The organism is Microbispora amethystogenes (assembly GCF_016863015.1).
In the GTDB taxonomy this organism is placed as follows: Bacteria; Actinomycetota; Actinomycetes; order Streptosporangiales; family Streptosporangiaceae; genus Microbispora; species Microbispora amethystogenes.
Genome location: NZ_BOOB01000019.1, coordinates 60,043 through 86,752, shown reverse-complemented (window position 1 = coordinate 86,752; position 26,710 = coordinate 60,043). Strand labels below are relative to the sequence as shown.

24 protein-coding genes and 1 tRNA gene are annotated in these 26,710 nt (G+C 69.5%); 14 read left to right on the top strand and 11 right to left on the bottom strand.

Annotated features, from left to right (window positions below):
* Nucleotides 1–141: 141 nt before the first annotated feature.
* The 5 genes from Mam01_RS15180 to Mam01_RS15160 all read left to right on the top strand — a co-directional run bounded on the left by Mam01_RS15180 (nucleotide 142) and on the right by Mam01_RS15160 (nucleotide 5,332).
* A complete protein-coding gene (locus Mam01_RS15180) occupies nucleotides 142–1,485 on the top strand; it encodes a hypothetical protein (RefSeq protein WP_204285971.1) in 1,344 nt (447 codons plus the stop codon).
* A gap of 408 nt (nucleotides 1,486–1,893) precedes the next feature.
* Complete coding sequence (locus Mam01_RS15175; protein ID WP_204285970.1) at nucleotides 1,894–2,751, top strand: hypothetical protein; 858 nt, start codon at nucleotides 1,894–1,896, stop codon at nucleotides 2,749–2,751.
* 3 nt (nucleotides 2,752–2,754) lie between these two features.
* Nucleotides 2,755–4,398: an SWIM zinc finger family protein gene (locus tag Mam01_RS15170; protein WP_204285969.1), complete on the top strand. Its 1,644-nt coding sequence runs from the start codon at nucleotides 2,755–2,757 to the stop codon at nucleotides 4,396–4,398.
* Nucleotides 4,399–4,655: 257 nt separating this feature from the next.
* Nucleotides 4,656–5,018: a type II toxin-antitoxin system RelE/ParE family toxin gene (locus Mam01_RS15165; RefSeq protein ID WP_204285968.1), complete on the top strand. Its 363-nt coding sequence runs from the start codon at nucleotides 4,656–4,658 to the stop codon at nucleotides 5,016–5,018.
* On the top strand, nucleotides 5,015–5,332 hold the full coding sequence (locus Mam01_RS15160) for a helix-turn-helix domain-containing protein (protein ID WP_182887368.1): 318 nt from the start codon (nucleotides 5,015–5,017) through the stop codon (nucleotides 5,330–5,332). Before Mam01_RS15165 ends, Mam01_RS15160 begins: the two co-directional genes overlap by 4 nt.
* 919 nt (nucleotides 5,333–6,251) lie before the next feature.
* On the opposite strand, the gene Mam01_RS37660 is transcribed toward Mam01_RS15160, so the two are convergent.
* Nucleotides 6,252–6,461: a tyrosine-type recombinase/integrase gene (locus Mam01_RS37660; RefSeq protein ID WP_373868699.1), complete on the bottom strand. Its 210-nt coding sequence runs from the start codon at nucleotides 6,459–6,461 to the stop codon at nucleotides 6,252–6,254.
* Nucleotides 6,462–6,743: 282 nt separating this feature from the next.
* Here Mam01_RS37660 and Mam01_RS15145 point away from each other — a divergent pair, with 282 nt between their 5' ends.
* Nucleotides 6,744–7,577, top strand: coding sequence for a sensor histidine kinase (locus Mam01_RS15145; protein ID WP_204285966.1), 834 nt, complete (start codon nucleotides 6,744–6,746; stop codon nucleotides 7,575–7,577).
* A 550-nt stretch (nucleotides 7,578–8,127) separates the two neighbouring features.
* On the top strand, nucleotides 8,128–9,081 hold the full coding sequence (locus Mam01_RS15140) for an STAS domain-containing protein (RefSeq protein ID WP_275408991.1): 954 nt from the start codon (nucleotides 8,128–8,130) through the stop codon (nucleotides 9,079–9,081).
* A gap of 121 nt (nucleotides 9,082–9,202) precedes the next feature.
* Here the strand turns inward: Mam01_RS15140 and Mam01_RS15135 are convergent, their stop codons facing one another.
* Entirely contained in the window at nucleotides 9,203–9,454 is a 252-nt protein-coding gene (locus Mam01_RS15135) for a hypothetical protein (RefSeq protein WP_183543636.1), read from the bottom strand.
* Nucleotides 9,455–9,767: 313 nt separating this feature from the next.
* On the opposite strand from Mam01_RS15135, the gene Mam01_RS15130 reads away from it, so the two are divergent.
* Together Mam01_RS15130 and Mam01_RS15125 are read left to right on the top strand one after the other, a co-directional pair.
* The gene (locus Mam01_RS15130; protein WP_182887364.1) at nucleotides 9,768–10,826 is read left to right on the top strand and encodes a ferredoxin reductase; all 1,059 of its coding nucleotides are present in this window, start codon (nucleotides 9,768–9,770) and stop codon (nucleotides 10,824–10,826) included.
* An 11-nt stretch (nucleotides 10,827–10,837) separates the two neighbouring features.
* The gene (locus tag Mam01_RS15125) at nucleotides 10,838–11,947 is read left to right on the top strand and encodes a fatty acid desaturase family protein (protein WP_204285965.1); all 1,110 of its coding nucleotides are present in this window, start codon (nucleotides 10,838–10,840) and stop codon (nucleotides 11,945–11,947) included.
* A gap of 157 nt (nucleotides 11,948–12,104) precedes the next feature.
* Here the strand turns inward: Mam01_RS15125 and Mam01_RS15120 are convergent, their stop codons facing one another.
* Nucleotides 12,105–13,829 carry a SpoIIE family protein phosphatase gene (locus tag Mam01_RS15120; protein WP_204285964.1) on the bottom strand — a complete coding sequence of 575 codons (1,725 nt, stop codon included), beginning with the start codon at nucleotides 13,827–13,829 and terminating at the stop codon, nucleotides 12,105–12,107.
* Between the two features lie 355 nt (nucleotides 13,830–14,184).
* On the opposite strand from Mam01_RS15120, the gene Mam01_RS15115 reads away from it, so the two are divergent.
* Nucleotides 14,185–14,286 (top strand) — tRNA-OTHER (locus Mam01_RS15115).
* A 78-nt stretch (nucleotides 14,287–14,364) separates the two neighbouring features.
* Here Mam01_RS15115 and Mam01_RS15110 read toward each other — a convergent pair.
* The 4 genes from Mam01_RS15110 to Mam01_RS15095 form a co-directional block, all read right to left on the bottom strand.
* On the bottom strand, nucleotides 14,365–15,147 hold the full coding sequence (locus Mam01_RS15110) for a transposase family protein (protein WP_204286031.1): 783 nt from the start codon (nucleotides 15,145–15,147) through the stop codon (nucleotides 14,365–14,367).
* Nucleotides 15,148–15,357: 210 nt separating this feature from the next.
* Complete coding sequence (locus tag Mam01_RS15105; RefSeq protein WP_204285963.1) at nucleotides 15,358–16,617, bottom strand: alpha/beta fold hydrolase; 1,260 nt, start codon at nucleotides 16,615–16,617, stop codon at nucleotides 15,358–15,360.
* 76 nt (nucleotides 16,618–16,693) lie between these two features.
* On the bottom strand, nucleotides 16,694–17,347 hold the full coding sequence (locus tag Mam01_RS15100; protein ID WP_204285962.1) for a response regulator: 654 nt from the start codon (nucleotides 17,345–17,347) through the stop codon (nucleotides 16,694–16,696).
* Nucleotides 17,344–19,341, bottom strand: a complete 1,998-nt coding sequence (locus Mam01_RS15095) for a histidine kinase (RefSeq protein WP_239101328.1) — start codon at nucleotides 19,339–19,341, stop codon at nucleotides 17,344–17,346. Before Mam01_RS15095 ends, Mam01_RS15100 begins: the two co-directional genes overlap by 4 nt.
* 246 nt (nucleotides 19,342–19,587) lie before the next feature.
* Here Mam01_RS15095 and Mam01_RS15090 point away from each other — a divergent pair, with 246 nt between their 5' ends.
* Entirely contained in the window at nucleotides 19,588–20,745 is a 1,158-nt protein-coding gene (locus Mam01_RS15090) for an alpha/beta hydrolase family protein (protein WP_204285960.1), read from the top strand.
* Between the two features lie 289 nt (nucleotides 20,746–21,034).
* Nucleotides 21,035–21,802, top strand: coding sequence for an alpha/beta hydrolase family protein (locus Mam01_RS15085; RefSeq protein WP_204285959.1), 768 nt, complete (start codon nucleotides 21,035–21,037; stop codon nucleotides 21,800–21,802).
* A 6-nt stretch (nucleotides 21,803–21,808) separates the two neighbouring features.
* Here the strand turns inward: Mam01_RS15085 and Mam01_RS15080 are convergent, their stop codons facing one another.
* From Mam01_RS15080 to Mam01_RS15070, 3 genes are all read right to left on the bottom strand, one after another.
* Nucleotides 21,809–22,588, bottom strand: coding sequence for a LuxR C-terminal-related transcriptional regulator (locus Mam01_RS15080; protein ID WP_204285958.1), 780 nt, complete (start codon nucleotides 22,586–22,588; stop codon nucleotides 21,809–21,811).
* A gap of 50 nt (nucleotides 22,589–22,638) precedes the next feature.
* Nucleotides 22,639–23,019: a hypothetical protein gene (locus tag Mam01_RS15075; RefSeq protein WP_204285957.1), complete on the bottom strand. Its 381-nt coding sequence runs from the start codon at nucleotides 23,017–23,019 to the stop codon at nucleotides 22,639–22,641.
* Between the two features lie 94 nt (nucleotides 23,020–23,113).
* Nucleotides 23,114–23,635: an AAA family ATPase gene (locus Mam01_RS15070; RefSeq protein ID WP_204285956.1), complete on the bottom strand. Its 522-nt coding sequence runs from the start codon at nucleotides 23,633–23,635 to the stop codon at nucleotides 23,114–23,116.
* Nucleotides 23,636–23,766: 131 nt separating this feature from the next.
* On the opposite strand from Mam01_RS15070, the gene Mam01_RS15065 reads away from it, so the two are divergent.
* Both Mam01_RS15065 and Mam01_RS15060 read left to right on the top strand, forming a co-directional pair.
* Entirely contained in the window at nucleotides 23,767–24,393 is a 627-nt protein-coding gene (locus Mam01_RS15065) for an RNA polymerase sigma factor (RefSeq protein WP_239101317.1), read from the top strand.
* Nucleotides 24,390–25,454 carry a CU044_5270 family protein gene (locus Mam01_RS15060; RefSeq protein ID WP_204285954.1) on the top strand — a complete coding sequence of 355 codons (1,065 nt, stop codon included), beginning with the start codon at nucleotides 24,390–24,392 and terminating at the stop codon, nucleotides 25,452–25,454. The genes Mam01_RS15065 and Mam01_RS15060 overlap by 4 nt, the downstream gene beginning before the upstream one ends.
* Here the strand turns inward: Mam01_RS15060 and Mam01_RS15055 are convergent.
* Nucleotides 25,451–26,704 (bottom strand): MFS transporter, encoded by a 1,254-nt coding sequence (locus Mam01_RS15055; RefSeq protein ID WP_204285953.1) that lies wholly within the window; start codon nucleotides 26,702–26,704, stop codon nucleotides 25,451–25,453. The two genes, Mam01_RS15060 and Mam01_RS15055, sit on opposite strands and share 4 nt — an antisense overlap.
* Nucleotides 26,705–26,710: the final 6 nt, after the last annotated feature.

Below are 26,710 nucleotides of genomic sequence, written 5' to 3'. Positions count from 1 at the left end.
GAGGGTGCTTGACCACTTCGCCACGCGCGAGCGGGCCGAACGCAGTTATGACGTCGGTGCCGTGAGAGGCTTCGGAAATCAGCCATGCGGATAGCCCCCAGGTGGCACAGGCCCGTCCCGGAGGATGAGAAGGAGGGGAGGGTGGGCAGGATCGGGGACGACAAGGTGGAGGACGCTCTCGCCGAGCTGGCCCGTCGCAACCCAGAAGAGGCCGGTCAGGCGCGCGCCGCGTTCGATTCGCTGACCTTCGGGGAAGGAGTCGAGACCGTCACCCTGTACGGGCTCCAGTACTGGCTGTGGTATCTGCTGCCGACCAAGTGGTGGACCGAACTGGCCGAACACCAGCGGCTCGCCGTCGCGCTCGGTGCGTTGTTCGACCTGTTGGAGATGCCCCGGTACGCCGCCGTCTGCGTTTCCGAGACGACCATGCAGGTCCTGACCGCCTGGCACCAGGGCCGCGACGCCGGGTTCAAGGCGCTGGAGAAGGCCATGAACGCCTCCGGCGTACAGCCGCCCGATGTCGAAGAGGTTCTGACCTGGGGGCGGGTGATGGGCATTCAGGAAAACGACGCCTTCCAGGCGACGGCGGCCCATCTGGAGATGGCGATCGCGGCGGGTGAGTTCGCTCCTGGCGCCCGTGGATGGCGCGCGGACGCCGAGCGAATCGCCGGCGAGTTCCTCACCTCTTGTTGGGCCGCGGGCGAGCAGAGCCATCTGGAACGGATACACGCCGAGCGCATGGAATGCTGGGCCACCCCTCGTGGCGCGGCCCGCGCCCGCCTCACGAAGATGATCACCTCGCGGATCATGTCACCGGCGCCGGTTCCCGAGGACGCAGAGGCGCGGCTGGCACCGGTCCGCTGGCTGCTGACCCTGGCGGCCACCGACGGCGGGATCCCGCTCACCGCCAACCACACCCTGGCCAGGGCCGTCGTCGCCGAAGGCTGCCACCGCTTCGACTGGCTCACATCGACCGGCAGACCGCGCTCCGAATCCGACATCCCCGAAGCCTGGACACTGCGAGAGTTTGTCCGGCAGCTCGGTGCCGTCCGGCGCAGCAAGCGCACCCTGGTCCTCACTCCGGCGGGCAAACGCCTGGCCGGAGCCGATACGGCCGCACTGTGGTCGGCCGTGACGGCCGCCCTGATCCCATCCGATCCCGCCGAGGGGGCCGCAGCGGAGGCCGTCATGATGCTGCACCTCGCCGAGGCTCCCCACGGCCATTTCGAGCAGCGCGCCGTCGTCGCCGAAGCCATGGCCGGCGAGGGCTGGCATGACCCCGCCAGCGGAACGCCCATCTCCGTGGAAAGCGTCGGCTGGCTCATGGGCGCGATCCACCGCCGCCTGGATCTGCTCGGCCTGTTGCACCGGCAGCGCAGCCTGGATGATCCCGGTGACCGCCTCACCGACGCCGGGCGCGCCGCCGCGCAGGCGGCACTGCGGGCCCGTGCCCTCCGGCCACGTACCGATGTCGGAAGTGGATAACCCGACACGGCGTTCCATATTCTGACGGTCCGCTACATGGCCTTGTCTCAGAATGAGTCGTCTCGTATCCCGGCTCATGCAGACCTTGCGGAGCGGCGGTATCACGCCGATGGGCCTTTCCCCTCTGTCCGCCGGCGTTCGGAGGCGCTCCGGCGCCGCCTGCTGACGTCCGCACCGCCAGGTGCTGGTCACCACCTCGGGCTACGATCTTTGCCGTGCAGCGGATGAATCGCGAGCAGTTCTATGCCACGCTGGCTCCACTCGACGAGGAGCGCTTGAAGAAGACGCTCTGGACGCTGTACTGGCGCGGATCCGCTCAGCTGAGGGAGCGGATCGAGGCAGAGCGGACCCCAGATGGGCACAAGCCTGCGGCCAAGAGCGCCACGCAGACGGTGGGACGCCCAGTCGGTGCTGGACGACGCACGGCGGTTCGTGGAACTCGCCCGGGCCGGCGCCTACATGGCCGGTGATCGGCGTGTCTCCCCCAAGGAGCGGACCCGGTGGCGTTTCACGTTCAACCGGCTGACCGAGGACGCCAAGAAGGCGCTGGCGGCGGACGCGGCCACCGGGGGGCAGGCGCTGGAACTGCTGATCGACCTGGCCGATGAGACATGTGACTATGACTACTTCCGCTCCGACGACCCGATGGCAGCCGCGCGTTTCGTTGTCTCGGACGCGGTGGCGTTGCTTTGGGCCACCTATCTCGACCTGTACGGCTTCTCCGGATTCGCCGAGCGGGCAGCGCCACAGTTGATCGGCTGGGAGCGGGCGTACGGGTGGACCCGGCGTGGGGACGGGCCGACGGCTGATAAGGAGACCACGCTGGCCGACGTGCTGGCACGGCTGCTGCGCGGAATCGATGCGTGGCTGGATTTCACCGACCGGTATCTCGCCGCGCTGGATCGGCTGGCCGGGGGTGGCGCCGAGAGACGGGCGCCGTGGCGGGACACGGGCTTCGAACGCGGAGAGCGGGCCAGGAATCTGGCCGGCTGGCATCTGATGGTGCTGGACCGGCTGGCCGACGCCGAGGCCGACGACCGGCTGGAGAGGCTGGCGACGCACCCGGCGCTGGCCGGTCCCGAACTGCGCTACCTGCGTGCGCGACTCGCCCGCCGACGCGGCGAGAACGACACGGCGCGTACCCTGATCCGCGACTGCCTGAATGAACTGCCAGGTCACACACAGTTCCTCGACTTCGCCCGGGAGATCGGCGCGGAGTTTCCGGAACGGGCACGGCGCGTGTCTGACCAGCTGTCCGGCTGGTAGACCATGACCGCGTTCACCAAGGACGGCCTGCGGGCTCTGGCCGGAGTCAAGTCCTATGACCGCGGTGTCGATTACGTCGACGACGTCGATGACCTCCAGGTCGACGGCGGAAAAATCTTCGCGACCGTGTACGGCACGGAGCCGTACGAGGTGGAGTTGACCGTCGGCCGTCGTGGCCTGGACGGTGTGTGCGATTGCCCGTGGGGGCAGGAGGGCAACTTCTGCAAGCACTGCGTCGCGGTCGGCCTGGTCTACCTGTGCCGGCGGGAACACGGCGAGGCCGTGCCCGACCGGCTCGATCTGCGTTCCTATCTGACGTCGCTCGACGCACAGGAACTCGTCGCACTGCTGATGGAGCTGGCCGAAGGCGACCGGAACATCCGACGCCGGCTGGAGGCGCGTGCCGCTGGCGATCCGGTCGGAGCGGCCGACGCACAGGATCTACGCAAGCGGATCGACCGCGCACTCCGGGTCCGTGGTCATGTCGACTGGGACGGCGGCTGGGACTACGCGAACACCATCGGCGGCATCGCCGAAGAACTGGAACGGCTGCGTCAGGCTGGGCAGGGCGCCGCCGTGGCCTCCCTGGCCCAGCGGGCCATGGAACGGGTGGCGGAGAACTACGAGTTCTTCGACGACTCAGACGGCCAGATCGGCGAGTCGAGCCGGGCGCTGGTCGTGGTCCATGCCGCTGCCTGCGCCGCCACCGGCGGCGATCCCGTGACGCTGGCCTCATGGCTGCTGGAGCGGCAGCTTGGCGATGCCGACGTGCCCGAACTGTCGATCGGCGACTACGCGGACGCGCTCGGCGAGGTGGGGGTGGCCGCCTATGGCGACCAGTTGCGGCGGATCCGGGAGAAGCGCTCGCGCCGCACGGACTGGCGTACGGACGCGCTGATGCGCGAGTACGCCAGGGCGCGGGGAGACATCGACCTCCTGGTAACAGTGCTCGCTCGCGGAAGCCGTCCTGACTACCCGGCCATCGTCGGTGTGCTGACCGAGGCGGGCCGCGACCGGGAGGCGCTGGAGTGGGCCGAACGGGGCCTGGCCGCCGCCGACGGCACCTACGATCGACGCCTGGCTGATTTCGCCGCCACCGCCCATGCCGCCGCAGGTCATGGCGATGAGGCGTTGGCACTGCGCCGTGCCCAGTTCGAACGCGACCGATGCCTCGCGGTCTACCAGGCGCTGCACGCGGTGGCGACGCCGGACCGCTGGCCGGAACTGCGCGCCTGGGCGCTGGGGTTACTCCGTTATGACGCGAGCACGGCGCGGCGTGGTCTGCCCGGATGGCAGTCACCCTCGATGCTCGTGGACGTGCTGTTATGGGAGAACAGCAACGAGGAGGCGTGGCAGGCGGCGGTGGAGTTCGGCGCCGTCGACGGCCAGTGGTTGCGGCTGGCTCGATTGCGGGCGGAGACTCACCCCGCCGAGGCGATTCCCGTCTATGAGCGCCTGGCCGAGAGCGAGATCTCGCTGATGAAGAACGACGCCTACGCCGAGGCTGCCGGCTTGGCCGTACAAATCACAAAGCTTTACGACCGGCTCGGTCGCGAGGCCGACGGACGCGCCTATGTGGAGCGGCTGCGCATCACCCACAAGCGCAAGCGCAACTTCATGGCGGAACTCCAGCGGCGTGGCCTTTGACCATCTATCCAGCCCGCCGGCGTGTCGGCGCCGACCCGCACGATGCCGATTGATGGTGCCGTGTTCGCCGCCGCTCGTGCTCTGGCATCGTGGGCGGGGAGCGGACGTGCGGTCACCGCAGGTGGTGCGCTCAAGCCCGCGCTGGTGTCGGCAGCCGTCAGAACGATCGCCGGAGCCGCCGGGCCTGCTCACGGCAATGCAGAGACAGGACACGACCTCATGGATCCTCGGGGTATACCTATTGCTATACTTCATAGGTGGCCGGAGAGGAATGGGACGTCTACGTCGTGACCGAGGTCCGCGAATGGATCGAGCAACTCGACGACGCCACCCACACCAGGGTGGTGCAGGCAATCGACGCGCTCGCCGAAGGTGGCCCCGGGCTGGGACGGCCGCTGGTGGATACGATCAGTGGATCGTCCATTCAGAACCTCAAGGAACTCCGGCCCGGCACGGTACGCATCCTGTTCGCCTTTGACCCGTGGCGCTCCAGCATCCTGCTGGTAGCCGGCGACAAGGCCGGGCGGTGGAAAAGCTGGTACGAGGAGGCCATTCCGCTGGCCGAGCACCGGTTTGAGGTCTATCTCAAGGAGCGCGCTCAGCAGGAGGAGGGCAGATGAGCGGGTACGTTCGCTGGAAGGATATCCGGGCGGAGCATGTCGAGCGGGCCGGCGGAGAGGAAGCGGTCGAAGCCGGTAAGCGGGAGCTTCTGGCCGAGGTCCAGGGGCATCGGCTGGCGGAGATCCGCCGTAGCCGTGGCCTGACTCAGCAGCAGGTGGCCGAGCGCATGGGGGTCACCAAGGGGCGTATCTCCCAAATCGAACAGGGCAAGATCTCCGGCCAGGACATCCTCGCCCGCTACGCGGCCGCCCTCGGAGGCCGACTCCACCAGTCGATCTACTTCGATGACGGCGATATCGCCGCGATCGCTTGACCAACTCGATCTTTTAATCCGTCGGTTCAGGGTTCGAGTCCCTGGCGCCCCACCGCTGCGACCTGAGATTTAACCTCGAACCGTGAAGCCTCCTACTGATCGTGAGACACGTATGGGGCATACCTGCGTCATGCGGCCAGGCCGCGATCTTCCGGGCCTCCCGGGCGGTCGCGCGAGCCCTGGCCATGACCAGCCTCGCGATGGCCTGCGCGGACCGGTGATACACCTCCGGCAACACGGAGGTGTAGATGTCGGAGGTCACGACGATGCTGCCGTGCCCGAGCGTGCCCTGCACCACCCGCAGATCCGCCCCTGTGGCCAGGGCAAGACTTGCGGTGCCATGGCGCAGGTCGTGTAACGGATCGGTGGCAGCCCGCTGGCGTGCACCCATTCGCGGAATCGGACGCTGAGATAGTCCGGCCGCAGCGGAGATCCGTCGGGCCGGGCGAAGATCGGCCCTGACTCGAGCCACGCATCGCCCAGGTGTCGCCTCTGGGCCTGCTCGTAGCGGCGCAGCAGTCGGACCGTCTCGCTGTCCAGCGCGATGACCCGACGGCTGGCTGCACTTTTCGGGGGCACTCGATCAATTGCCCGTCGACGTGGACCAACTGCCGGCTCACGGTGAGCTTCCGCCGGTCCAGATCGAGATCTACCCAGCGCAGCCCGATCGCCTCACCGCGGCGCAGCCCACGCAGCGCGATCAGCTGCCACAGCGGATACAGCCGGTCCCCTCGCGCAAAGGCGAGAAAGTGGGCGAGTCTGTCGGCGGTCCACACCGCCACCGCAGGACGCTGCCCCTTACTCCGCCAGGCAGCGACCCACCGGTCGGTCCACACCTGCGGATACGGCCGTCCGGGGGCGGGCAGCCGGATCATGCGTGCCGGATTGGATTCGATCAGCCCCTCACGGACCGCAGCGTTCAACGCGGCGCGTAGCGTCGCTCGGATCCGGTGGAGGACGCGATCGGTGCTCCGTACCGGTTACGGTGCCTCGCCAGGACGGTGAACATCCGTGCGATGTCGCGGCCCGTCAGTTCGGTGAGTTCGACCCGGCCCAGATGTGGGATGAGGTGCAGCCGCACGTGATCGGCGTAGGATTTGCGGGTGCTGGGCCGCAGTCCGTGCTGCAGCTCCAGCCAGCAGCGGAGCCACCGCGCGACGATCCGATCTGCGGTGCGGGCGGCGGTCAGGTCGTGCGCCGAGCACGACGTACGCGACGAGGTCGCCCACGTATCGGCCCACTTGCCGGCAATTGATCGAGGTAAGTGGCTGATCGGAGGGTAGGGAGCCTACACAGCGGGATGGTTCGTGAGGGGCATCTGATGGGCAGATCATTCCTGAGTGAGCGGCTGGAGCGCGCCGGTCCAGGGAGAGGCACCAGTTCTCACAAGCGGTGGTGGAACCTCGTCCTGATGCTGGCCGCCGCGGTCGCGGGCCGGGTGCTGGTCCGCCGGCTGCTGCGACGCGTGCGGGCTATCTCCGGTGACCTCGCCGACATCAACATCAGCGATGAACACGCCCAAATTGCTCAGCGACATGACCCGCAGGAAGTAACGCAGCTGGTCGACAACATCAACGCGAGTTTGGACATGCTGGACCGTGAGCGGCAGTTCGCCTCCAACATCGCCCACGAGATCCGCTCCCCGTTGGCCGGGATACGCGTCACGGTGGAAGAAGCGACTGCCCGTCCCGGCGAAGCGGACTACCCCCGCGTGCTGGAGGCGGTAGTACATGGAGTGGATCGACTGGATGCGCTGGCTACAGCACTTCTTCTGATCGCCCGTTCCCGCGCGGCCCAAGCCGACTGGGAACGGGTCGACCTGTGTGAACTGGTCAGGCAGGAGGTCGCAGACCGGAACGACCCCATCTCGATCGAAGTCATCTGCGCTCCCGGTGTCCTGGTCACAGCCATGCGCACGCGGATCTGCCAGATCATCACCAATCTGCTGGACAACGCACAGCACCACGCCGCCCAGCAGGTGCAGGTCCACGTCGGCCGCAGCGACGGCAGTGCGCTACTGACGGTGTCCGACGATGGCCCCGGCGTGCCGGAGAAGGACAGGGAACGCATCTTCGACCGGATGTACCAGCTCAAAACCATTTCCCAGCGGGGCGGTCCCGGCACCGGCCTCGGCCTGGCCATCACCCGCGATATAGCAAAGGCCCACCACGGAACCGTCTGGGTCGAACCCTCCCCACTCGGCGGCGCCTGTTTCATCCTCCAATTGCCCATCGCCGCCCCCTAGGCCACCACCGGATCTCTCACGCTTCCAGGTTGTGCGAACCCGCGAATTTTCGGCAGCGTAATCTAATCAGGAAAAGTGACTGCCGCCGGGCATCCGCGCCCGATCGGTCAGGGCAGGCGGGGTGCCGGCCAGCGCGGCGGGACAGTCTCCGCCAGCTCGTTCGGCGGGCACCGTCCGGACGGGACAGCGGCGGCAGGGTAGAGATCGGGAGCCGGGCCGCCGCGCGCGGCGGCCCGATACGGGTGAGGGGCGCGACGTCGCACCCAGCGATGAACCTGGAGGCACCCGTCAGTGAGGTCGCTCCGGCGAGTGACCCAAGCCCGTGAGATCTCTTTCATGGAATTCCGGATGGTTCCCGACCCGTGCACCCGCGCCTGCACGGCTCTGAAAGTCACGGGCATTTTACTTTCCAAAATGGCGCCATTCCAGAAAACCAGGAGGTAATATCTAAACACCGAGGACTTCTCGTGCGTTGGCACTCAGGTCGGCGTCGCCCACGGCGAAATATCAGGACGCGGTCCTTTCGAGGACCAAGACAGGCCAGGCGATCATGACACCGACGCTGCTCTCTCCTTCCATCACACCGTCCAGCCCCCCTGCCGGCACAGCACCCGTCATCGGCTCCGACGTTCGGCTACGGTTGGCTCCCGTCCTTGGCCTGAGGGGCACCGTGGACGGGGCGTGGTGGCCGCATTCCCGTGACGCCACGGTGGAGCTACCGGGTCTCATCGCCGCCGTCGACCAGCGACTGGGCCTGACGACGCTGCGCGTCGGCGTGCACGTCGACGCGTGGGACCACATCCCCCACCGCGTCCAGGCCGGCGGACGCCAGGTCAAAGTGGGCTGGTTCCACAGTGCCGATCCTCGCCTCGTCACCCTGACATTCGCGGAGGCTGAGCCTGTCATCCTGCTGGTCGTCCCGCCATACACCGCGGACGGTCCCGCCGGGGCGGCGCTCATGCTCGCCAGTAAGGGCACGTTCGGCCCGCTCCCGCTCGACCTCCTCACCACCGCAGCCCACCACGCCATCGGTACACGGGATGCGGACGGGGAGAACGAGGGAGTGCACATCACTACGCTGCCGGCGGACCTGCTCCGCGGATGCCGAAACCGCCGATCGGACGCCCACCTGCCAAGCCTGCCGCCAGAGGACCCGTCTCGTTGCCGACCGGAGCATTCCATCGCCATCCGTGACCCCGCGCCACTTGGCAGGGCCGACCCGTCGGTTCCGACGACCATCCGGCTGTCCGGTGAGATCGACATCTTCACCAGTCCCGACCTGCGCGAGGATCTGCTGAACGTCCTGCGCTACAGCAGGAGCCTGCTCATTCTCGACCTGTCGGGTGTGGCGGCATGCGACGCCTGCGGGCTGGGCGTCCTGGTCGGCATCCAGCGCCGCGCCAAGACGATGGGGATCACCCTCTCCCTGAGCACACCCCGTCCGTACATGTCTCGGTTACTGCATGTGAACGGCCTGGACCGCACCATCCCGATGCTGGCGTAGCCGAAGGCCCTCGATCCGCGACGCAGGCGGCAAGCCCTCGCCACACAACAGGCGCGGCCGCGAACGAGCCAGTGACCCGGGAGACGGGGGCCGAGCACCGCACAAGGCTCTACGCGACGGCTCAGAAGCTGCTGATTCGTGTCGTCGCGTAGGGAGCGAAGCGGGCTGCCACCACGTGCCTGAAGTTGACCACGTAGGTGAACGTATCCTGCTCGCCCTCGTGGGAAATCTGAAGGGACACCACAGTGCCCTGCTCCATCCAGCTAACGAGTCTCTCGACTGCGGGCATCGTGCCGTGCACGCGGAGAATCAGTTCCTTTTCCTTGCCAACGCTCAGCAAGTAGAGCAGCCCGGCTGGAGCGTCCATGGTCATACGCTGCTCCTCATCGTAAGGAGGGGACCGGGTCCACATGGGTATCCCCGCAAAGCCCTCCGCGTAGCATCCGCGTCGCCGCTTCGGGCGGGCTTCGCGAACCTCTTCCTGTAGCCGTGCTGCCGACGGGCCTCCGACGGGCCCGGCCGGCCTTACCGGTCCTGAACCGCTTCCTGAGCCCTTCGTGGCCACGGCCCACGGCTGCCGGACGCGGGCGCCGGGTACATGTCCGTGTGGATAGCCCGTTCAAGGCCTGGATCCTCGACTGCCTCGGGAAGGCTCTGTGATCCTTACGCGTGCGTCCGCATCCCCTGTGGCACTCCTACGCCGGCTGGCGACAGCCGCGCAGTGGCTGACGTCGCCGCTGGTTCCCGAGGACTATTTCGAGTTGATCAATCCGCTCTGGGGCGCGGGGGAACTGTGCGGCCGAGTCGAGGCGGTGCACGCGGAAACCGCCGACGCGGCGACCCTGATCATCCGCCCGGGCCGGAGCTGGATCGCACACTGTCCCGGCCAATGGGTCCGGATCGGCGTCGACATCGACGGACGGCGACACTGGCGCACCTTCTCACTGTCGTCGGCCCCGGGCAGGTCCGGCGATTGCGTCACCATCACGGTAAAGGCCGTGCGCGGCGGGCTCGTCTCCAACTACCTGGTGCGGAGCACAGCGCCCGGGGCGGTGCTCAGGCTGAGCCGGCCCGAGGGAGCGTTCGTCCTTCCCGAGCCACCACCGCCGCGCCTGCTGTTCGTCACCGCCGGGAGCGGCATCACACCGGTGATGGCGATGCTGGACGGCCTGCGTCTAGACAATGCGGACGGACCGGACGTCGTACTGGTTCATTCGGCGCCGACATCCGCCGACGTCATCTTCGGCGGGCGGCTCCGGAGCCTGGCCGCGCGATGGCCGCGGCTGCGCCTGCACGAACGGCACACACGCTCTGAGGGGCGGCTGCGGCCCGCGGAGCTGGCCCGGCTCTGCCCGGACTGGACCGAGCGGTCCATCTGGGCGTGCGGGCCACCGGCGATGCTCGACGACATCACGGCGTACTGGACCGGGCCCGCGGACGGCCTCCATGTCGAGCGCTTCAGTCTGGTGCCGGCAGCGGCAGCGGGTTCGGGGGGACACGTCCGCTTCACCAGGAGCGGCCGAGAAGCCGAGGCCGACGGCGAGACGCCGTTGCTGGCCGTCGGTGAGAACGCGGGGGTGCTCATGCCGAGCGGCTGTCGCATGGGCATCTGCTACGGATGCGTCGCGCGCCTTCGCTCCGGTCAGGTACGTGACGTACGGACCGGCCAGGTGCACGGAGACGCGGGAGAGATGATCCAGCCCTGCGTGTCGGTGGCGGCCGGCCCAGTCGAGATCGAGCTCTGAGAGGAACACGCATGCCTGCCACATCCCATCTGGCCCCAGTCGACGCCGAAGAGTTCGGCCGCGAGCTGGACAAGATCCGCGACGAGGTGCTCGCGAGCCTCGGCGAGCGGGACGCGCTTTACATCCGGGGTCTCATCGCGGCCCAGCGCAAGCTGGAGCTGACAGGTAGGGCCCTGCTGTTCGCCTCCTGGCTGCCCCCCGCCTGGGCCGCCGGCACAGCGGCACTGGCCGTCGCGAAGATCCTGGAGAACATGGAGATCGGTCACAACGTGCTGCACGGGCAGTGGGACTGGATGCGGGACCCAAAGATCCATTCGACCACGTGGGAGTGGGACTTCGCTTCCCCGGCCGATCAGTGGAAGCACTCGCACAACTTCGTCCACCACACCTGGACGAACGTGCTCGGCAAGGATCGGGACATCGGCTATTCGGTGGTGCGGATCAGCCCGGAGCAGCGATGGCATCCGATCTACCTCGCCCAGCCGTTCTACAACGCGCTGCTGGCGCTCTTCTTCGAGTACGGCATCGCGATATACGACCTGGAACTCGAGCGCATCCCGTCAGGGAAGAAGGACCTCAAAGAGGCCCTGACCCAGCTCCGTGCCGTCGCGGGCAAGATTCGGCGCCAGGTTGTCAAGGACTACGTCGCGTTCCCGCTGCTCGCCGGTCCGGCCTTCCTCCCGGTCCTGCTCGGCAATCTGACCGCGAACATCGCGCGCAACGTGTGGGGGCACACCATCATCTTCTGCGGCCACTTTCCGGAGGGCGCGGAGGTCTTCACCGAGGACCGGCTCGAGAACGAGACCCGCGGCGAGTGGTACGTACGGCAGCTTCTCGGCTCGTGCAACATCGACGGCGGACGCCTCTTCCACATAATGAGCGGCAACCTCAGCCACCAGATCGAGCACCACCTGTTTCCCGACCTGCCCAGCAACCGGTACGCGGAGATCGCGCCGCGGGTCCGCGCCCTGTGCGAGCGATTCGGTCTGCCGTACACGTCCGGATCGCTGGCCCGGCAGGCGGGTTCGGTCTGGAAACGCGTCCTGCGGATGGCCCTGCCGGGGCCGAGCCCGCGGCGACCAGCGGCCGGGCCGCCGGCGTCGTTCAAGGCGGCGGCCTGAGCCCGAGCGGATCCACTGCCGCATGACACGGCACCGGACTCGCGGAGAGCCCGGGGCCAGATGCCCGTCGAATATGGGCCAGAACCGAAAGGCGTGTCTGTGTGGCCTGCTTGCGGAACGACCGTACGCCCCGGCCGCAGGCATGACCCCTACACGATCAGGTGTAAGCGCCGCACGCGGGAAGGCGTAGCGCGAGAAGGGCGACGTCGTCGGTGGTTCCGAGGGGTATGCGTCGGACGATCTCGTCGCACAAGTCCTCCAGCGGGCGGTGAGCCGCGGCCGCGGCCTGACGCAGCAGCCGGGCCAGTCCGGTGGCCAGGTCGCTGCCGGGGCTTTCGACGAGGCCGTCGGTGTAGAGCACGAGGGTGCTCCCGGCCGGCATCGGCTCGACGGCGTCGCGCCTGGTTGATTCGATACCCAGGCGGAGCCCGAGCAGCAGATCCTGCCTTTGTTCCAGGTAGCGGGCACGCCCGTCAGGGGTGACCAGTAGAGGCGGCGGATGCCCGGCGTTGCTCCAGCGCAACTGCCAGGGACCCCCTTCGGGGCCCTCCACACGCGCGAAGATCATCGTGGCCATGGGCACGTCTGTGACGGCGGACATCGCCTGGTCCACCCGGTTGACGACCAGGCTGGGCGAAACGCAGCGGTCCCACGCCAGCGTGCGCACCATGCTGCGCAGCTGGGCCATCTCGGCGGCGGCCGTGATGTCGTGGCCCACCACGTCACCGATGACCAGGGCGGTGACGCCGTCGGGCAGCAGGAAGGCGTCGTACCAGTCACCCCCGACCTGAGACCCCACCGGGGCCGGCAAGTAGCGCGCGGCCAACTGAAGGTGACCCACCTTCGGCAGGGGAGCCAACAGGTGATGTTGCATCGTTTCGGCCACCTCGCGTTGCTGGCCGAACAGGCGCGCGTTGCCCACCGCCAGCCCCGCGCGACGCCCGATGTCGGTGACCAGCGTCACATCGGTGGCGTCGAAGGGGCGGGCCGGGTCGGTGCGCGCCACAGTGAGAGCCCCCAGCACCTGCCGCTGGGTGCGTAGCGGCGTGATGATCGCCGACACCGCTCCCCGGACCGCGAACAGCTCACGCTGCGCGGCGGCCATGCAGGAGCCCGCCTCACCGACCATCTCATCCGGGCCCAACAAAACGGTCTCACCCCGATCCAGCACCCGCGCCAGCAGGGGACTCGAGGGCTCGGGCAGCGGGGACCTCCTCGCCTCATCCGCAGGAGGGATCACCACCACCCGCTCCACCTCATCGTGATCGATACGCAGATCCACCACCGCCCAGTCGGCCAGCCGCGGGACGATCAGCCTGCCCAGCCGTCGCAAGGCCTCGTCCACTTCCAGCGTCTGGGTCAGCACAGAGGTGATCTCAGTGACCAGCGTCAGGCGGGCGTTGAAGTCCTCCAACATGGCCAGTTGGTCGGCCTGCTGACGAGAGAGGTTCAGCCGCTCGGTGATGTCGGTGAAGACGACGATCAGCCCGAGCACCTGCCCGCCCTCCTGCACTATCGGAGCGGCCGACAAGGAGACCGGCAGCAGGCTGCCGTCACCCCGCAGGAAGATCGACTCATCGCCACGCGCCGGACGACCGTGCTCCAGCACTCCCATCAGCCGACAGGGGGAGCGAGGAGTCAGCCCGTCGTCAGGGCCCCTGTGCAGCAGATCGTGGGCATCGGCGCCCACCATCTCCGCCACGGAACGGCCCAGCAACGCCCCGGCCTGCCGATTCGCCATGGTGATACGCCCAGAATGATCAGTCAGATAGATACCCGCCCCCGCGCTGTCGAAGGCCGCCTGCACCAACCTTTGGTCGGGCAGCCCGGCATGGCCACGCGCACTGGGCAGATGCCGCCTCATCGCCGCTCTGCCTTCCATCGATCCATCGCTGCCTACGCCCTACCCGCCGATACGCCGAGCACGCTGGGCAACCCGCGGCCATGTCGAGCCAGCCGGCTCCCCTGAAGAAGCCTGAGAATCCCACCTCGACGAGGCGTGGGCAATCCTCGTCGAGGAGGCCGGCCCATAGTGGGGCATCCCGGCGAAACGCCGCGCTGAGCGCCTGCACCACGCTTTCGAAGCGACCTGCGCGCCGACTGTAATGACGGCACCAGTGTCGACGAGTGCGCAGGGTCGTCGACGAATTCAATGGTCAAGGACGCATGGTTGCTCAGTGGTCGCTCGCGTGTACGGGTACGGCGGGGCACCCAGCGTGATTAGGCGGCAAACTCCCGGGGCAGCAGCGGACGAAATGGTAGAAGGCGGCACGCGGCGGCATTGATCAAGGGCGCTTTTAATCCGTCGGTTCAGGGTTCGAGTCCCTGGCGCCCCACCATTCCATACCCCATCTGACCTTGGGCTTCTCGGTCGAGATGGGCCATGCGGCCGGAGTAGGCCGATCATTGAGCCATTTTCATCTTGACCAGCGGTGGTCTTCGACGGCTTGCAGGAAGAGGATGGCCTGCACGATCGGGGTGGCGCGGTGAGGGCAGCAGCGGAGCTTTGACAGTAGCTTCCACGCTTTCAGGGTCGCGACGGCGCGTTCGCCGAGGGCTCGGATTCGCGCGTGTGCCCAGTTGACGTCCTTCTGCCCACGTGACAGCCGCGGGCGGTGCCGGTGGCGCTTGAATGGCGTGCGTATCGTGCCTCCCGCGCCTTGGTAGCCCTTGTCGGCGAAGGTCATGACGCCGTTGGCGGTTAGGGCGTCGATCAGGCCCACGATGCGAGCTGCGGTCAGGTCGTGTACGGCCCCGGGTAGAGCCGGAGAGGCCCAGACCAGGCGGCCGGTGGGGTCGGCGAGGACCTGGACGTTCACCCCGTGGTGCTTGTGCTTGCCGGAGGAGTAGGGCTTCTGGTCGGCGATGCGGTCGATCGCGATGAGCGTGCCGTCGAGGATGGCGTAGGCCAGCCTGGCGGCTCGCAGCGCTGCGGCCTGGACGTCGTCGGCCAAGGCGGCGAGCAGGTCGACCGACTCGCGCACGTACCGCCAGGCGGTGGTGGTCCCGATGGCGAAGCCCGCGGCAAGGCGAGCGTAGGTATCCCCGTTACGCAGGTGAGCCAGTACCAACAGCGCCTGCTGCCCGGGGTTCAGACGCCGCCACCGGCTGCGGTGTTCGGCGCGGCGGGCGCGGATGAGTTCGGACAAACGAGCAAGGGTGCGGTTCGACAGGGGAATCGCGGCAGGGTAAGACAGCATCGAGGCTTCCGGTTGGGGCATCGGATCTTGGTCGACTGCTGTCTTACCGGGAGCCTCACCTCACCCCCAACTCCTCCGGCCCGCCGGCCCTCCTGCACCCATCCTGACCAGCATGATCAGGATGAAAATGGCTCATTCAGCAAGGTCGACGGGATTCGAGTTACCTCGCAAGGGCCCCGGGGCTGTTTCAGGTCGTCGCCGTCGCGCGGGTCAGGCGGGTTCGTCCGCCGACGTGACCGGCGGGAGGGGCAGCGGGCGGTCGAGAAGGAACGTCATGAGCAGATCGCGGTAGAGGTCAGGGCGGCCGTTGGCGATCGAATGCCCCGCGCCGCGCACGTAGACGAGGGTCGACTCGGGAAGCGTGCGCCGGTACTCGTAGGTGACCGTCCATTTCAGGTAGTCGCACTCGCCACGCACGATGAGCGTGGGCACATGGACGGTCCGCAGCTTCGGACGCGGGTCGGGGACGGTGGCGGCGTCGGCGGACGTCATCTGATTGGTGTAGAAGCCGGGCGGGTTGTCGTGGACGGGGGCGGGCGGGCTTCCGGGGCATCCGGTGGCGTCCTTGGCGGTGATCAGCAATTCGCGGAAGTACGCGTCGGCCTCGGCGTCGGGCACGAGTGCGTGCGCGGCAGCCGGGTTGACCTGGAGCAGGAGCGCTTGGAGGAGGAACCGGGGATTGGAGGTCAGCTCGTCGGCGCGTTCGGCCTGGGCCGGGGGGAGACGGTCCCAGGGACTCCCCGGTCCACCGGGGAAGGCCGGTTCCCAGATCGCGCCCGGTGAGGTGAGCACGGTTTTGGCGACGTGGCTGGGATAGGCGGCCATGTACGCCGCCGACAGGGTCCCGCCCCATGACCTGCCCACGAGGATGACCTTCTCGGCGTGTATCGCGCGACGGATCGCCTCCAGATCGGCGACGTGCCGGGCGACGGTGTAGCCGCTCACGTCGGCCAGCCGGGTGGAGCGGCCGGCGCCGACCTGGTCATAGGCGTAAACGTCGAAACCGGCCGCGGCCAGCTCCCGCCCGCCCTCCGGTACGCCCTTTCCGGGGGTCCCGGGGCCGCCGTGCAGGAAGATCACGGGCGTTGGGCGCGGCCTACCGGACGCGGCGATCTTCACGTAGTCGATGCGGGATCCGGTGGGCAGGTCCCAGTGGGAGACGCCGGGCGGGGCCGCGGCCGTCGGCGGCACGGGGAAGGGGCGCATCGCCGTGAGGGCCGCGGGCCCGGCCGTCACGAGCACGACGCCGGCGACGTACGGCCACAGCGCCCGCGGGCTGCCGAACCGCCTGGTCGCGGCCCGCCCGAACACCCAGGCGGTTCCCGCCGCCGCGACGAGGCCGGCCGCGGAGAACACCATCACGGCCGGGACGGCGGCGGCCGTCCCGACGAAGGCCACCATCCCGGCCACGGCGGCCGCGATCACCCCGGCGAGCGACAACGCGCCGCCGGACAACAGTTTGGATCTCATGCGAGCCACGCTAGGAAGCCGAACCCGCGTCGACCTCCTCCCGTGGAACCGTCGTCACCCCCGCCGTACGGCGGGGTCAGCGCCTGCCCGGGAGGATCAGGCCGGTCTCGTATGCCGTGATGGTCGCCTGGAGGCGGTCGCGGACGCCGAGCTTGGCGAGGATCACCGCGACGTGGTCCTTGACGGTCGAGGGGCTGATCCGGAGAACCTCGCCGATCTCGGCGTTGGTGAGACCGCGGGCGACGTGCGTCAGCACCTCGGTCTCGCGCCGGGTGAGCGTGCCGAGGACGGCGGCGTCACGAGGTTCCGGCTCGGACGCGAACCGATCGATGAGGCGCCGGGTGACCCCCGGATCGAGGAGGGCGTCTCCCGAGGCCACCACCCGGACCGCGTCGGCGACTCTCTCCGGTTCGGCATCCTTGAGCAGGAATCCGCCGGCGCCGGCCCTCAGCGCCGAGAACACGTACTCGTCGAGGCCGAATGTCGTCAGCACCACCACCCGCGTGCCCGGCGCTTCTGCTCCGATCCGAGCGGTCGCCCGCAACCCGTCCAGGCCCGGCATCCGGATGTCCATGAGGGCCACATCGGGCCGCAGCGAGACAGCCAGCGCCACGGCGGCCTCGCCGTCCGCGGCCTGGCCCACGACGCTCAGATCGGGTTCGGCGTCCAGGACCGCCGCGATGCCCGCCCGCACCACCGCCTGGTCATCGGCGACCGTCACCCTGATCAAGGGAGCACCTCCGGAAGCCACACCCTCACCATCCCGTCCCCGGCGTCCGAGACGCTACCTCCGGCCGCGTCGGCCAGCGCCCGAACCCGCCGATCCTCGCTCGTGGCGGAAGGCCCCGAGACCGCGACGCCGTCGGCGCGGCAGGCCACGGTGATCACCCGCTCATCCCGTGTGCCGCCGCGCAGCATCAACTCGGCCACCCTGAACGCGGCGACCTCCACGCTGGGGGACGCTTCGCGGCGGGCTCCGGCGTACCGGACGGTGCCCTGGTGCCGCACGGCGAGCAGGGCGATTCCGGCGATGGTCGGGGGCGGGTCGTCGCCGCTCTGGCGACGCAGTTCGCCGAGCGACTCCCTGAGCGCGGCCAGCCCGGCCCTGGCCTCGGCCAGCACGGTGTCCAACCGCCCCGCGTCCGCCGCGACCACGATGGCCCTGGCATGTCGCAGGGCCGAACGGCGCAGGCCCGCGGCCAGCCGGTTCCGCTCCGCCAGCACGACCGTCGCCGTCTCGCGGCCGAGCAGATCCCGCTCCCAGGCCACGGCCGCATGGCGCCGCGCACGCCTTGACCCCACCGCCAGGCCGAGCCCCCACGCCACCGCCGACGGGACCGAGACGCCCAGGGCCAGCACCGCCCACGCGGCTGCCCGGTCTCCCACGATCCCCGGCCCGCACGCCAGAGCAAGCCCGCCTGTCGCCCCCACAGCCGCCGTGGCGAGAGCCCCCCACCGCCGGCGTGCGCGAGGGCCGTACGCGCCCAGCGCGTAGAGCAGCGCCAGCTCAACCCACAGGCACCACAGGAACACGTCCCCTGCGGGCTGCTTCGTCCAGCCGAGGAGTCCGGCGCCGAGCAGGACCGGATAGACCGACAACGCCGCCGCCAGGCTGAAAAGCGGCGCCCGCCTGCGCAGGCCGAGCGGCAGGGCGTGCGCGAAGAAGAGCGGCACCAGCAGGGCGGCCTCTCCGGGGAGACTCTCCGGCGTGTCGGTCGTCAACAGGCTCGTACCGATGGACAGCGCCACCGCGAGGATCGCAAGCGCGGCGTCCGACGCCTGCCGGCCACGCCACTCGTACGACGTCGACGCCGGGCCCTCGTCAGAGGTGAGCGGGAATTCGGCGTGCACGGCCCATCCCCGGTCATCCGGGCCCGCGGACAGGAACCCTCCGCAAGCGGCCACCGCCGTCCTGAGCCCGGCGAGCCCGTATCCACCGCCCATCCCGCGTGCCACGTCCGCGTTGTCCACGACAGGCTCGCCAGGATCGTTGACGACCGTGACGACCAGGCGGCCGGGTTCACGGTCGACGCCGACCCGTACGGCGCCTCCCGGCGCGTATCGCAGGGCGTTGGTCAGCGCCTCGCGAACCACCCGGTACGCGACGGCGGCGATCTCAGACGGGGCGCTCCCGGCTGTTCTGACGTAGGTGAGACGCGGCTCTGGCCATGTGGCGGCCAGCGCGTCCACGTCGGCGAGATCGGCCGAGCCGCTACCGATGCCGCTACCGGTGCCGCTGGTGGTCAGCCGCTCCAGTTCCCGGGTGGCCAGGCGGCCGGTCTCGGCGGCGTACCGGGCCGCCTCCGCCACGAGAGCAGGGTCGGCGAGACGCAAGGCGGAGGCGGCACCGACCGCGATGCCGGTGAGTCTGTGGGCGGCGGTGTCGTGAAGTTCGGCGGCGATCCGGTGCCGCTCGGCCTCGGCGGCCACGCCCGGCACATCGGGCGCGGCCGCGCGGAAGACGGCCACGGCCCGGCGTGTCGCCCGGCCGCGCCGCCGCGCCCTGCCCAGGGCCCAGGTAACCGCGGCGAGTCCGGCGGCCAGCAGGGTCACGCCGGTGACGGACCTGGGCGACTCCCCCAGGGCGCTCGCCGTCCCCGCGGTCAGCACCAACGCGACCACGACGCCCCCGGCGGCCACCCCTGCCGTCCGCCGCAGGGCCAGGCCGTACAGCGCCACGGTCACGATGAGCGGCACAACCCACCACAGCCAGCCCGACAGCACGCCGAGCAAGCCTAGTGATTCCGTACGTGACAGCACAGTGCGATGGTCTCCGCGTCGCGGCGGGGGTGGCAGGGCCTAGCGGGGAGTGCCCTCAGTGTCAAGCTCAAGTTGGCCTTGACCTCCCCTCCGGGTGGACGGGTGCTTCCTTCATTCGTACGAGTGCCGAAATCATCTCCGGTGGGGAGTTTCCGGACAGCGAGCCTCCCTAGCGTGGCCGTTATGAATTGCGCACTGCTCAGAGGGGGCGTGGCCTCTGCCGTGACGGTCGGCCTTCTGCTCACCGGGCCCGCCGTACAGGCCGCGTCAAAGCCCGTCACTGTGGCCCTGCCCCAGCCGACAGGTCCACGCGAGATCGGCACTGTCGCGCTGCACCTGCGTGACGGCTCCAGGGCCGACCCGTGGATCAAGGCACATGACCGGCGTGAGCTGATGATCAGCCTGTGGTACCCCACGCGTCGTCCGGACGGCCACCCCGCCGCACCTTGGCTGCCGCCTCGCGCCGCCGAGGCCTTCTATCGCGACAACAGCCTCTCGCCTGCGGCTGTCAGCCTGCCTTCGACCCATGGCCGCGAAGGGGCCCGTGTGGCGGGCCGAGGGCTGCCCGTCGTACTGTTCTCGCCCGGCAACGGCGCCGACCGTTCCATGAACACCACCACGGTCGAAGAACTGGCCAGCTGGGGCTACATGGTGGTCACGATCGATCATCCGGGCGATGCCGGCGAGGTGGAGTTCCCCGACGGCACGGTCACCGACCGTGTCCTGAAGCCGGTCCCGGTGAGCCGGCTGGACGAGAAGGCCGAAGAGATCAAGGTGCGGGTGGCTGACACGCGCTTCGTGCTGGACCGGCTCAAGGAGCTGAACAAGGGGCGGAACCCTGATGCTGAAGGCCGGAAGCTGCCGGAGGGGCTGCGTGGCGCGTTCGACCTGAGCAGGGTCGGCATGTTCGGCCATTCCGCGGGAGGCGCGACGGCCGCCGCGACGATGCTGGAGGATCGGCGGGTCAAGGCGGTTCTCAACCTGGACGGACCCGCCCTCGGCAAGGTGGCCGCCAAAGGGTTGGCAAAGCCGTACATGCTCATGGAGGCCGAGATCTTCGACAAGCCCATCCCCGGGCAGAAGGCATTCTGGTCCCGGCTGAAGGGCTGGCGGCTGCACGTGAAGACCAAGGGGGCCAAGCACAATTCCTATACCGACCTGCCGCTGCTGTACGAGCAGGCGGGCCCGGTGATCGGCCTGTCAAAGGAGCAGTTGCGAGCGATAAACGGGACACTGTCGGCGGCGCGTTCCGTGGCCGTCACCCGCGCCTACACCATGGCCTTCTTCGATCTCCATCTACGGCACAAAGGCAACCTGCTCGACAGACGTTCCTCGCGGTTTCCCGAGGTGCAGGTGATCGCCCGTTAGGGCGCCCGGGCTCGTACGGGGTTCGGATCCACAAAGTGGCACCTCGTAAGTAGAGGCCGGCGCAATAAGCATCATCCCCAAAAACGATTGTCGTCGAGCTTTACCCTCCTGGGTTGAGCCGGAGATCCTCCCCACGCCAGAGGCGGCAGCCGTACACGACCGGCATCGTCAATGGGGTGAAACGGACACTCCTCATCACCGCCCTGGCCCTCATGCTGGCCGGATGTGGCTCCATCCCACCGCAGCGCCTGACGGTCCCGAAGCCGACGGGCCCGCATCCGCTGGGGAGATGCCGGTCGTCCTGTACTCGCCGGGCGCCAACGCCTCGCGCGCGTACGGGACCGGCGTCGTCGAGGAGCTGGCCAGCCGGGGGTACGCGGTGGTCACCGTCGATCACCCCTACGACGCGGCGGTGGTGGAGTTCCCCGGCGGCCGAGTAGAGGCGGGCGCCGAGCTGACCGACTTCGCCAAGGCAGTCGACGTCCGGGTGGCCGACGTGCGCTTCGTCCTGGACAGCCTGCCTTCCCTGGAGGAGAAGCTGCCCGGCCGTAACGGGAAGCCGCTCTTCGACCTCGCGCGGATCGGAATGTTCGGGCATTCGCTCGGCGGCGCGGCCACCTCCTCCGCCATGTACGCCGACCCGCGCATCAAGGCCGGGCTGGGCCTGGATGGCGCCGTCTTCGGCAAGGTCGCGCAGTCCGGCCTCGACCGGCCGTACATGGTGGTCGACACCGATGGGAAGGGCGGCATGGCGACCAATCCGACGCTGCGCACCTTCTGGGACGGATTGCGGGGCTGGCGGCTCAACGTGACGCTCAAAGGGGCGGCGCACAACTCCTTCGGCGACGACGTCCTGCTCATCCCCATGTCGGCCGAGCCGCTGGGGCTGGGAAAGGAGCAGCTCGAGGAGGTCGTCGGCACGATCCCGGCCGAGCGGGCGCTGGCCTTCCAGCGCGCCTACCCGCCGGCCTTCTTCGAGCAGCACTTGCGCGGCCGTCCGCAGGCGTTGCTGCGGGGCCCGTCAGCCGCCTTCCCCGAGGTCTCCTACCGCCGCTGACGGCGCCTACCCGCCGGCCGTGACAACGCCGCCCTCGTAGGCGGCGATGACGAGTTGCGCCCGATCGTGCACGGCGAGCTTGGCCAGCAGGCTGCGGATATGTGTCTTGACCGTGGCCGGCCCGATGCCGAGTCGCTCGGCGATCTGCGGGTTGGTCAACCCTCGAGCCACCAGCACGAGCACCTCCCGCTCCCGGCTGGACAGCCGGGTCAGCCCCGCCGCCAGCCGGGCCGGGGTTCCGGTGGGCTCGCGCCGGGCGAACTCCCCGATCAGCCGCGTGGTGACCGACGGGGCCAGCAGCGCCTGTCCCTCCCCCACAATGCGCAATGCCTCCAGCGGGTCGCCCGGTCGTCCTCCCCGGAACCGCCCGGCAACAGCAGACTTGCGCGAACGGCGAAGCCGCCTCCGGGCTCCGGTCCCGCAGAGGTCGCCGACCGGAATCGCCGCGACCAGCTCGCGCAGGGAGTCCAGCGTGTACGGCGGGCCGTCCTGGTCCCCGGAGGCGTCGCGGAGCAGACCGAGGAGGCGGCGCAGGTCCCCCTGCGCCTTCCGGCTTGTCTCCTCGATGATCGACAAGGCCTCGCCCGTCTCCTCGGGGTGCGTGGTGGCGACGTGGTTGGCGATGCCGGCCCGCATGGAAATCAGGCTCATGCTGTGGGCGACGACGTCGTGCACGTCACGAGCCATGCGCAGCCGTTCCGCCGTGGCCGCGACCTGCGCCGACCGTGCGACGGCCTGCGCGGCGTACGCGCGCGCTGCTCCCGTACGGCGAGCCCGATCGTCCATGCCAGTCCGAGCACCCGCCAGGCGAATCCGCACGCCGACACCGCCTCCATCTACGAGGGCGAGCCGATCGCGGCACCGGCGGCGGTCACCGCCAGCGTGGCCGTCAGCGCCGCTACCACCGTCCGGCGCGCTTCCAGGAGCGCCACCGCGTGCAGCGCGACCGCCTCCTCCCACCCGGCGAACGGCGCGAACACCGCCGCCACCAGAACCAGCGCCCAGACCAGCACCGGCCACCGGCGCCGCCCTGCCAGCGGCAGGCAGGCCAGCGCGATCATGGGCACAGCCGCATACGGCGGCACTCCGGCGGACTCCGGCGCCAGCACCGCCGCCACCGAGAATCCGGCGGCGAGGGCAACGGCCGCCAACGCGTCGACGGCGACCCAGTGTCCCGGTCGCAGCCTGCGCGTGATCAGGGGACGCCGTTCGGCCATGCGCCCACCCTAGGCGGGGCCGACCAGCAGCCGCCGCTGCGGCCGGGCGATGCAACCGCCTACGGCTTGCACGGTTTCCGCGTGGGGGCGAACCTCAACTTTTGACGGCCTCTGCGATCTGCAGTGCTGCCTGGGCGGGTGTCAGGTGTGTGGTGTCGACGACCTCGGCCTCGTCGTGTAGCCACGCGCGGGCCGCCTCGGCGTAGGGCTCGAGGTATCTGAGACGGAAGGGCGAGGGGCCGAGAAGAGTGTCCCCCTCGATGCGCCTGCGGAGGGTGTCTTGGTCGGCGTGGAGGACGAAGTGCCGTACCGGGATGGCATGCCGGGTGAGGCCCGTGCTGATCTCGCGCCAGTACTGCTCGACCAGGACGGTCATGGGCATCACCAGAGTGCCGCCGGCGTAGTCGAGTACGCGGCGGGCGGTCTCGACCACGAGTGGCCGCCACGGCGGCCAGTGCTGGAAGTTGTCGGTCGCCGGCAGCCCCGGCGTGATGTCCATGAGCGTCTCGCCCACCTTCTCGGCGTCGAACACCCGTGAGTCCGGGATCAGTGGCTGTACGAGGGCAGCGGTCGTCGTCTTGCCCGCGCCGTGGGTGCCGTTGAGCCATACGATCACGGAGCCCGATGCTACGTCGTGCGGCTGTGCCGGGCCCTGGGAACGGACACCGAGAGCCGTGGCGCACTGGTGTGAGCCGGATCACTCGAACGGACGGCGGATGGCGGATAGGACGCTGTGTGGACCATTCATTGCGCCAGAGAGTGCGGCAGGGCGACCCCGCGGCTTTCGGTGAGCTGTTCGACCGGGAAGCCCAGGCCGTCTATCGGCACGCCCTGAGGTTGTCGGGGAACCCGCAGGTCGCCGAAGAGGTGGTGTCGGTGACGTTCCTGGAGGCCTGGCAGGGGCGTCACCGGCTGCGCCCGGAGGGGGACAGCCTGCTGCCCTGGCTGCTGGGGATCGCCACCAATGTCCACCGCAACGTGGCCCGCGCCGCCCGGCGGCACCGCGAGGCGCTGGCGAGGCTGCCTCCGCGACAGGTCGTGACCGACTTCGCCGACGAGACGGTCGATCGGATGGGCGACGCCGAGAAGCTGCATGCCGTACGGGCGGCCCTGGCGAGGCTGCGCCGGGCCGACCGTGAGGTCTTCACGCTGTGTGTCTGGGCCGGGCTGAGCCATGCCGCCGCGGCCGAGGCGCTGGGCGTTCCCGAGGGCACGGTGCGCTCTCGCCTCTCCCGCGCGCGTACCCGCCTCACCAAGCTGACCGACGAGGAACTGAAAAAGACGCGTGCGAAACCCGAACGGCCCCTGCCCGGCGGACAGCACCTGGTGAGCCGTCTCCAGACGGCCCGGTCGACACAGGAGACGATCCGATGAACGCGCACCAGCACCGCGGCACCGACCAGCCGGCGGACCGGAGGGACGAGCTCCCGGTGCCCGCGACTTCGAATCTCGACGCCGACCGTCTCCGGATCCTCAGGGAGCACTTCATGGCAGAGATCGTCAACGACGAGCACAGGACGTCCCTCACCCGGCGTGCGTTCCGTACGCGACCCCGGCCCCTCCTGGCGGGACTGGCGGGCGCGGCGGCGCTGGCCGTCGGCGCGGCCGTGCTCCTCGCGGGAGCCGGACCGGCGGCGACGCCGGAGCCCGTACGGCGGCCCGCCGGCACAGCGGTGGCGGCGAGCCGGCTGGCCGTGGTGCCGCTGGGCACGGCCAGTTCCGACGACGTGAGCGGGCAGCTGGAACGCATCTCGCTGGTCGCGGCCAGGTCCTCGGCAGAGGGGGGCAGGTACTCCTACCGCAGGACCCTGTACGCCTTCGCCGTCCCGGTGCGGGAGCAGACCATGCCGGGTGAGGGCCCGATGGAGATGCAGCCCATGGTCAGGCGAGAGATCTGGGTCGAGCAGCGGCGGTTCAACGGCAAGGGGCTGATCATCGACAACGGCCGGCAGGAGGAGTACGACCAGGGCGACGTGGACTACCGCCACCGGTACGAGGAACTCGCCAAGCTGCCGGCCGACCCGGACGACCTGCTGAAGGCGATCTACGCCGATCCCGAGACGAAGGAGGGTGACGGCACGACCAGGCAGCAGCGGGCGTTCGACACCATCGGCACCTTGCTTGAGCAGGAGGTGCTGCCGCCCGCGCTCGGCGCGGCACTGTACCGCGCGGTGGCGAGGATCCCCGGCGTGACGATCGTGGACAGGTCCCAGGACGCCGCGGGCCGCGAGGGGATCGCCGTCGCCCGGGAGGACAAGGGTGCACGCACCGAGTGGATCTTCGACCGGACGACGCTGGAGTACCTCGGCCGGCGCAAGGTGCAGACCGAGGACACGCGGTGGCTGAAGAAGGGCATGCTGCTCGCCACCACGGCGGTCCTCGACCGCGCCATGGTGGACAGGCTCGGCGCGCGTCCACAGCCGGTCAGACGCTAGGGCAGGACGGGCTCGCGGACGCCTGCGCGCATGCCGAGGTAGGCGAGGAAGCCAAGGGCCGCGCACATCACCCAGACAGCGCCGCCCACGTGCTCGAACAGGGCCGTGCCGATCGTGGGGCCGATGGCCCAGCCCGCCGCTTGGCAGGTCGAGAGTGCGCCTATGTAGCGGCTGCGGATGGTGGGAGTCGGCGCGGCCAGGGCCGGGTAGGCGCCGATGCTGGGAGCGCTGATGATCTCTCCCAGGGTCCAGACGACGGCTCCCAGGACGAAGATCCATGGACCGAAGGGGAGGCCGAACAGGCTCAGGCCCACGCCCAGGAGGAGGCAGCCGGTGGCGACGGTGGTTCGCATGGGGAAGCGCTGGACGAAGGGGGTCAGGGGGAGTTCCACGAGGATGACCAACGCACCGTTGATCGCTACCAGTGCTCCGTAGAGGGCGGTGGGGTAGCCGCGTTGCTGCACTTCGAGCGGGAGCGTCGAGTGGTACTGGGCCTCGGCGACGGCCGTGATGAACATGCCGGCGAGGAACAGCAGGTAGCGTCGGTCCCCCAGCAGGTCCTTGTAACGCGCGGTGCCCTTGGGGGCCGGGGCCTCGGCGGCCCGGTTCCCGGTGGTGGGGTGGTCGCTCACGCGGTCAGGGGTCGCGGCCGGGATGACCAGCAGGACGACCACGGCGAAGAGCAGGTCCACTGATGCGTTGACGAGGAAAACGACCTGGTAGGAGAACGCGGCGGCCAGCCATACGCCCAGCAGGGGGCCGACGGCGGCGCCGAGGTTGAGGCCGAAACGGCCGGCGGCCGAGGTCGTGACGAGGCGGCGCGGCGGGGTCAGGTCGGCGAGCATCGTCATGGCGGCGGGGCGGTACATCTGGCCGAAGGCGCCTGCGGCGAAGCTCACGGCCAGCAGCGGGACGAGCGATGTCACGAGGGTCAGGGCCGCGATGGCGAGGCTGGACGACAGCATCGCCCAGATGATCACGATTCGTGGGCCGTACTTTCCGGTGGCGCTGCCGCCGGCGAACGTTCCCACGATCGAGCCCACGCCGAAACCGGTGACGATCAGGCCCGCCTGCCCGGGGCTGTAGCCGAGGCCCGTGAGGTACAGGATCAGGAAGAGCGCGACGAAGCTTCCCGCGCGGTTCAGCGCGATGCCGAACAGCAGGACGACGGCCGATCGCGGCAGTTCGCGCAGCGTGCGGATCACCCCCGCAGGGGCTTCGGCGGCGGGTGTCTGCGGCGGGTTGGTCATGGGGGA